The following is a 7,301-nucleotide window of genomic DNA, read 5'->3' on the forward strand; positions in this document are numbered from 1 at the left end:
GTGGGGCGCTGGCGGGTGGCGCACTGGACGGCGGTGGCGCACTGGCGGGGGGCGCACTGGACGGCGGCCCGCTGGACGGTGGCGCACTGGCGGGTGGAGCGCTGGACGGTGACGCGCTGGCGGGGCCCAGCCCCCACGGCAGGCGTTCCTCGGCCGGCGGCTGGCCGGCGGCACGGCTCCCCCACGGCAGACCCTCGTCGGAGCGCGCACCCCACGCCGGGCTCTCGTCCGATCGCGGACCCCACGCCGGGGGCTCCTCGGAACGCGCACCCCATGCCGGGCTCTCCTCGGAACGCGTGCCCCACGCCGGGGACTCCTCGGAACGCGCGCCCCACGCCGGGGACTCCTCGGAACGCGTGCCCAACGCTGGGGACTCCTCGGAACGCGCGCCCCATGCTGGGGACTCCTCGGAGCGCGCGCCCCAGGGCAGCGCCTCGTTGGCGGGAGCCCCACTGACCGGCGGCGCGGCCCAGGACGGGCGCTCCCCGGCCGGCGGTTCGCTCGCCGCCCGGGTGGCCCAGGACGGCTCCTCCGGAGCCGACGGCGGGCGGTCCCGATCGGCGCCCCACCCCGGCCGGTCCGCCGGTTCCGGTGCCGGTTCCTGGCCGGGGCCGGGGCCGGCCTCGGCTCGGGAGGGCTGGTAGGGGCGGGCCCGATCGATAGGTATCGCCTCGTAGGGGCGGGTCGGCTCGGCGCGCACCGGCTCGTACGGCCGGCTCGGCTCGCTGGCCCAGCCCGGACCCGGCGCCTCGCGCGAGCGGCGACCGGCGGGATCGCCGTCGCCACGGGCCCAGGACGGCGCCCAGTCGCTGGCCGTGCCGGAACGGGCCCAGCTCGGACGGTCCGGCTCGGCCGGCGGCGGCTCGGCCGAGGACGACCCGGCGGACTCCGGTCCGGTTGCCGGCGGCGGGTTACCAGCCGGCGGCTCACCGGAGCGCTCGGCGGTGGGTGCGTGCAGACCGGGAGGCATCTCGAAGCCGGAGGCGGCGGTGCCGACCGGCGGCACCTGCATGGCGGGCGGCGCGGAGGTCGGCAGACCGCCGGCCCCGGACTGCTCGCCGGAGGGGGCCGGACGCGGCGCCGGCACCACGAGCCGGTCCCGGCCCGGATCGTGGCCAGGCTCACGCGGCCCCGGTGGGGCGCTCACCGGGGCGTGCAGGCCACCGGAGGGCTCCTCCGGATGGTGTACGCCGTTGACATGGTGACCGTTGACTCGGGCCGGCTGCTCGGAGCCGGCCGATTCGCCGACCGGGGCAGGTAGATCGGCGTAGCGCGGCGCGGCGGTGGCCCATCCCGAGGGCGGCTCGGCGCGGTGCCAGGCGGCTGCGGTTTCCTCCCCCGGCCAGGACCAGTCAGCGGCCGACGGGGCCCACCCGCTGCCGGAACGGCCCAGGTCATCCCGCTGACCGGTGCCGTCGCCGTGCTCTCCCGGGGTGGCGGCACCGGGTTGCCCTGTTTCACTCACCGCGCGCTCCTTGGTCGCCCCCGCTGAGGCTACCGTGTGGCGACAGTGGCGATAAGTTACAGCGGCGGGCCAATTCCGTGCGGAGCCTCCGGGCCCCGACCGGTTCGGGCGAAATGCCGGCCCGTACGACAACCTCGGAGGTTCCCATGACCGCTGCGGGGAACGGCGCCCAGACCGCCGGCCGGCCCACCCGACTTCCCCGGTCGGCGCGCCGCAAGCAGCTGCTTGCCGCAGCTCAGGAGGTGTTCGTCGCGCAGGGGTACCACGCCGCGGCAATGGACGACATCGCCGAGCGGGCCGGGGTCTCCAAGCCCGTGCTGTACCAGCACTTCCCCGGCAAGATGGATCTCTACCTCGCACTGCTCGACACGCACTGTGACGCGATAGTGGCAAAGGTGCACGACGCCATGGCGAGCACCACCGACAACAAGGAGCGGGTCAGCGCGTCGGTGCGGGCCTACTTCGACTTCGTCGACCACGAGAGCGAGGCGTTCCGTCTGGTCTTCGAGTCGGATCTGCGCAACGACCCGGCCGTGCGGCAGCGCGTGGAGCGGGTCGAGCAGGGCTGCATCGCGGCGATCACCGACACCATCATCTCCGACACCGGCGTCAGCCGGGCGCATGCCGAGTTGCTCGCCTCCGGCCTGGTCGGCGCGGCGGAGACCGCCGCGCAGTTCTGGCTGGCCGGCGGGCGCCAGGTGCCCAAGGCAGAGGCCGAGGCGCTTGTCGCCGCGCTCTCCTGGCGGGGCATCGCCAGCTTCCCGCTGCAAGGTGAGTCAGCCTGAACCAAACCCTTGTGATCGGATAGCCTTCGCACGGCGGCTATCTCGCCCGACGGAGGAGGCACAGTGGAGGTCAAGATCGGCGTGCAGTACGCGCCGCGCGAGCTGGTCCTGGAGAGCGCACAGTCGCCGGCCGAGATCGAGCAGATCGTGACCGATGCCGTCGCCAGGGGCGAGGGCACCCTCTCGCTCACCGACGAGAAGGGCCGGCGGGTCATCGTACCGGTCGGCAAGGTCGCCTACGTCGAGATCGCGGAGGCATCTCCCCGGGCGGTCGGTTTCACCGTCCGCTGACGACCAGTCGTCACGGCCGGCGGCGGCCGCCCGCGCGGTGAACGCGGCGGCCGGCCGCCGGACCGCCCCCTTCACACCCCCACGCTCACCAGGGCGTGAGTACACCGGGGGTGACACACGTCACACTTCAGCCCTCAGCTGCGCGCTCGCTCGTCCGGGAATCGGGACGCGGGCGTACCCGTTCAGGTAACATGGACGCGTTGCCGTGCGTGTCGAGCCGGCCGAGACCTCATTCGAGTTCCGGTCGAAGTCCGACCCACGGCGCGCGTGCGGCCCGGTCCGCCCGGCGTTCTGCCGCCGACCGTGTGGCCCGCGCCATACCGAACGCGCCCTGAGGACATGACGGGGCGCACCCACGAGAGGGCACCCCCAAATCCACATGAGTGAATCGATTCAAGACCTCACAGACGGCCAGGAACTGGCCCCGACCGCCCCGGTCCGACCGGAGGCACCGACCTTCGCCGAGCTCGGCGCCCGTGCCGAGACCGTCGACGCGCTGGCTGCGGCCGGCATCACCCGCGCCTTCGCCATCCAGGAGTACGCGCTCCCGATCGCGCTGCGCGGTGCCGACCTGATCGGGCAGGCCCCGACCGGCACCGGCAAGACCCTCGGCTTCGGCGTACCGCTGCTGGAACGGGTCTTCGCACCTGAGGAGGGCGGCGACGGCCTGCCGCAGGCCCTGGTCGTCGTACCAACCCGCGAACTGGGCATCCAGGTCGCCAAGGACATCGCGGCCGCCGGCCGCACCCGAGGCGTACGCGTGCTGCCGATCTACGGCGGCGTGGCGTACGAGCCGCAGGTCGACGCGCTCCGCAAGGGCGTGGAGATCCTGGTCGGCACCCCCGGCCGGTTGCTGGACCTCGCCAAGCAGAAGCACCTGCGCCTGCACGGCGTACGCGCACTCGTGCTGGACGAGGCCGACCGCATGCTCGACCTGGGCTTCCTCGACGACGTCGAGCGGATCCTGGCGATGCTGCCGGAGGACCGGCAGACCATGCTGTTCTCCGCGACCATGCCGGACCCGATCGTGACGCTGTCCCGGCGGTTCCTGCGCCACCCGATCACGATCCACGCCGGGCACACGGCGGAGACCGGCCCGTCGCCGCAGACGGAGCAGCTGGTCTACCGCACCCACTCGATGAACAAGATCGAGATTGTCGCCCGGATCCTCCAGGCGGAGAACCGCGGCCTGACCATGATCTTCACGCGTACCAAGCGCGCCGCCGACCGGGTCTCCGAGGATCTCGACTTCCGTGGCTTCGCCGTCGCGGCAGTGCACGGTGACCTCGGCCAGGGTGCCCGTGAGCGGGCGCTGCGGGCGTTCCGGGCCGGCAAGATCGACACCCTGGTGGCCACCGATGTCGCCGCCCGGGGCATCGACGTCACAGGCGTCACCCACGTCATCAACTATGACTGCCCGGAAGACCAGGACACGTACACCCACCGGATCGGCCGCACCGGCCGGGCCGGCGCGAGCGGTGTCGCGGTGACCTTCGTCGACTGGGACGACATGCCTCGCTGGCGGATCATCGACAAGACGCTCGGGCTGGACATGCCGGAGCCGCAGGAGACCTACCACACCTCTCCGCATCTCTACACCGACCTGCACATCTCGCCGGAGATGACTGGCACCCTGCCGACCGCCGAGCGCACCCGCGCCGGCCTGGCCGCCGAGGTCGAGGAAGACCTGGGCGGCGGCCGGTCGCGCCGGGACGAGCCGCGCGGTTCCCGCCGCCGCGGCCGGGGCCGGGATGAGGGCGGCGGACGCGGGCGCAGCGAGAGCAGCGGGGGCGGCGGCGACGCCGCGCCGGACACCGCACAGGCCGGGGACGCCGAGGGTACGCGTACCCCACGTCGCCGTCGGCGTCGCCGAGCCGGTGAGGTGGTGTCGGGCACCGACGCGACCCCGACGGCCAGCGCCGACACCGCGACCGAGGCCGCCACGGGCAGCGGCGAGGCCGGCCCGGGCGGCACGGATGAGGCACCCCGCCCACGCCGTCGCCGACGCCGCCGTAGCAGTGTCGGCGCCGCCAGCGGTACGCCGGCCGAGGTCGCCACCGACTGACACCGCACGTCGTGCCGGGCGGTCACCCGCCCGGCCCGATACCGGGCAGCGCGGATGCCGGACGGCCCAGCGCGGATGCCGGGCGACCCAGCGCGGGTGCTGACGTCCGCTGCCACCGCGGGTACCACATCCTGCCTCGGGCCCTTTGCTGTGGGTGGGAATGGTAGGAGTCGTCCGAGGGCGGCGCACAGCCACCGACCCGGCCGATGGTGCCGCTCGGACTGACCTGGAAGATGGAGCGATGCCCGAACCCCTGGACGCTGCCCTGGCCGAGGTGCGCGCGTTGCTGCTCGGTCCCGCGTTGACCAGGGCTGTGGCCGCGGGTCGTCAGCGTGGGCGGCGGCCCTCGGTGGTGCGGGCCGAACTACGGCCGGTCGCGCTCAAGGCCGGTCCGCGGCTCCAGATCGCCACCTCCGACGGTGCCCGGCCGTACACCCGCAACGTCACGCCGGGCCCCGAGGCCGACACGGCGGTCGAGGCGCTGCTGGCCGAGCCCTTCGGCAACTGGCATGTGGAGACCGCCGACCGCACGCTGCAACTGCGGGTCACCAAGTCGGGTGAGGCGCAGGTGCACCGGACCGCGGCTGCCCGCCCGGTCGCCGCGCCAGCCGGGCACGACCGGGCCAAGGATTATCTGCTCGACCCCGGCGACCCGATCTTCAGCGAGATCGGCGGCTCGGCGGCGAAACGGCGGCAGGTCGACGCGTTCCTGCGGGCACTGGCGGCCACGCTGCCGGAGCAGCCGGCCAGCGACCTGACCGGCCCGCTACGCGTGGTGGACCTGGGCTGTGGCAACGCGTACCTGACCTTCGCGGCGTACCGGTATCTCTCCCAGCGCGGCCTCGACGTCGAGCTGGTAGGCGTGGACGTCCGCGACGACCAGCGTCGGCGCAACACCGAACTCGCCGAGCGGCTGGGCTGGGCGGACCGGGTGCGGTTCGTGGCCGGCAGCATCGCTGACGCCGTCGTCGACCCGGCGCCCGATCTCGTGCTCGCGCTGCACGCCTGCGACACCGCCACCGACGAGGCGCTGGCCCGCGCGGTGCGCTGGGGGGCCCGCTGGGTGCTTGCCGCGCCCTGCTGCCACCACGACATCGCGGCACAGCTACGGGCCCAGCCGGCACCCGGGCCGTACGACCTGCTGACCCGGCAGGGCATCCTCCGGGAGCGCTTCGCGGATGTCCTCACCGACGCGCTGCGCGCCGCGCTGCTGCGGTTGCACGGTTACCGGACCGAGGTGGTCGAGTTCGTCGACTCCGCGCACACCCCACGCAACCTGCTCATCCGCGCCCGCCGCACGGACACCCCGCCCACCGACGGGCAGCGCACCGAGTATCGCGAGCTGGTCGGGCAGTGGCGGATCACGCCTCGCTTGGAGATCCTGCTCGACCAAGCCGGTCCGGTCCGGTAGAGACCAGAACGCTACCGGGTCTCGTCGGCGGGACCGCCTGGTCGGTCAGTCAGTTGTTTCTCCCTTGTGCCGTACTACTCTCGAAGAGCGGGCGCCGCGGGGGTGCCGGTCGGGAGGGAACACCCACTGGATGGGATCGGCAGAGGTTTCGCCCCAGATGGCATTCGCGCGCTTCGTACGCCAGGCCATCGACGAGGTCCGCGAGGAGCGCGGTTGGACCGTCACCGACCTGGCCACCCACACCGGCGTCGGTCGTTCCACAGTCTTCCGCTGGCTGGCCGGTGACTGGCACGACTACCCCGAGTTGGCGAAGGTCCGCGGTTTCTGCGCCGCACTGGACCTGCCGGTGGCGGCGGCGTTCCGCGCCCTCGGCCTGCCCGACGCCAGCACCGGAGCATTGCGGCGAAGCGGGGACGACAGTCCGGTCGAGGCCGACGTGCGGGTGATCCTGCAACGGCTGTCGGACCCGGCGGTGCCGGCGGAGGAGAAGCATCACATCCGGGACCTGCTGCGCTATCTCGCCCGCCGCCCGATCCGCCGGGTCGGCTGAGGCACGTCACGGCACGATCGCCGTGAACTCAGCGGTCCGCACCTCGCCGCCGGTCGCGAAGTCCAGATAGAGGCGGTACCGCCCCGGGCCGGGCGTGGTCAACCAGAACTGGATCGCGCCGTCCACCAACTCCGGCTCCGGATGCACGTGCAGGTAGCCGAGGTCACCCTCGCGCAGCACCACGAGGTGGCCGTACGCCCCCAGGTAGCGTTCCAGCGCCGGGCTGGTGCCGTCAGCCGCGGTGATCCGGAAGGTCAGCGGCACGGTCAGGCCGGGCTCGGGTGTGCCCTGGTATCCGGCGGTGAACCCGTCGACAGTGGTGGTGGTCGCCGGCGGAGGCAGGGCCCGGGGTGCGTACCCGCCCGGGGCGACCAGATCCACCCCCAGGGTGGTGGCCGTCTGCCGGCCGTCGTCGGCGAGCGCCGTGAAATCGGCGTACGCCCGCCATACGCCCGGCTCGGGCAGGGTCAGCGGCACCGACCAGGTGCCGTCCGCCGCCATGCTCGGGTGCAGGTGCTGGAAGCCGGTCAGGTCCCGGCGCACCACGATCAGATGCATCGGTTTGTCGTGCACCACCGCGAAACGGGTCACCGCGCGACGTTGCCCGTCCCGGATCTGGAACCGCAGCTCCCCCGGCCGCCCGGCGGTGAACTCGGCGGAGACCGGGGTGAGCGTGTAGCCGTCCCGGCTGACCGCCAACCCGCCCGCCTCGGCCGCCTCGGTCTGCCCCACCC

General features: G+C 73.6%; 6 protein-coding genes and 1 pseudogene. 5 read left to right on the forward strand and 2 right to left on the reverse strand.

Going from position 1 to position 7,301, the window contains the following annotated elements:
• Positions 1-1,465 (reverse strand): annotated as a pseudogene (locus tag C1I93_RS26440) (hypothetical protein); the annotation flags it as partial.
• A 146-nt stretch (positions 1,466-1,611) separates the two neighbouring features.
• Between C1I93_RS26440 and C1I93_RS26445 the strand changes: the two are divergent.
• The 5 genes from C1I93_RS26445 to C1I93_RS26465 all read left to right on the forward strand — a co-directional run bounded on the left by C1I93_RS26445 (position 1,612) and on the right by C1I93_RS26465 (position 6,567).
• Positions 1,612-2,250, forward strand: coding sequence for a TetR/AcrR family transcriptional regulator (locus tag C1I93_RS26445; RefSeq protein WP_111245995.1), 639 nt, complete (start codon positions 1,612-1,614; stop codon positions 2,248-2,250).
• A gap of 63 nt (positions 2,251-2,313) precedes the next feature.
• On the forward strand, positions 2,314-2,541 hold the full coding sequence (locus C1I93_RS26450) for a DUF3107 domain-containing protein (RefSeq protein ID WP_111245996.1): 228 nt from the start codon (positions 2,314-2,316) through the stop codon (positions 2,539-2,541).
• A 379-nt stretch (positions 2,542-2,920) separates the two neighbouring features.
• Positions 2,921-4,606, forward strand: coding sequence for a DEAD/DEAH box helicase (locus tag C1I93_RS26455; RefSeq protein WP_111245997.1), 1,686 nt, complete (start codon positions 2,921-2,923; stop codon positions 4,604-4,606).
• 241 nt (positions 4,607-4,847) lie between these two features.
• Complete coding sequence (locus C1I93_RS26460; protein ID WP_111245998.1) at positions 4,848-6,017, forward strand: class I SAM-dependent methyltransferase; 1,170 nt, start codon at positions 4,848-4,850, stop codon at positions 6,015-6,017.
• Positions 6,018-6,147: 130 nt separating this feature from the next.
• Entirely contained in the window at positions 6,148-6,567 is a 420-nt protein-coding gene (locus C1I93_RS26465; protein ID WP_111245999.1) for a helix-turn-helix transcriptional regulator, read from the forward strand.
• A gap of 6 nt (positions 6,568-6,573) precedes the next feature.
• Here C1I93_RS26465 and C1I93_RS26470 read toward each other — a convergent pair.
• Positions 6,574-7,301: DUF8832 domain-containing protein (locus C1I93_RS26470; protein ID WP_111246000.1), on the reverse strand; the 728-nt coding region annotated here is incomplete at its 5' end.

It is taken from the genome of Micromonospora endophytica (genome assembly GCF_003236305.1).
Taxonomy (GTDB): Bacteria; Actinomycetota; Actinomycetes; order Mycobacteriales; family Micromonosporaceae; genus Micromonospora; species Micromonospora endophytica.

Coding starts and splice junctions, on each gene's coding strand:
- C1I93_RS26445 (WP_111245995.1), top strand. CDS start 1,612: ATGACCGCTGCGGGGAACGGCGCCCAGACCGCCGGCCGGCCCACCCGA.
- C1I93_RS26455 (WP_111245997.1), top strand. CDS start 2,921: ATGAGTGAATCGATTCAAGACCTCACAGACGGCCAGGAACTGGCCCCG.
- C1I93_RS26460 (WP_111245998.1), top strand. CDS start 4,848: ATGCCCGAACCCCTGGACGCTGCCCTGGCCGAGGTGCGCGCGTTGCTG.
- C1I93_RS26465 (WP_111245999.1), top strand. CDS start 6,148: ATGGGATCGGCAGAGGTTTCGCCCCAGATGGCATTCGCGCGCTTCGTA.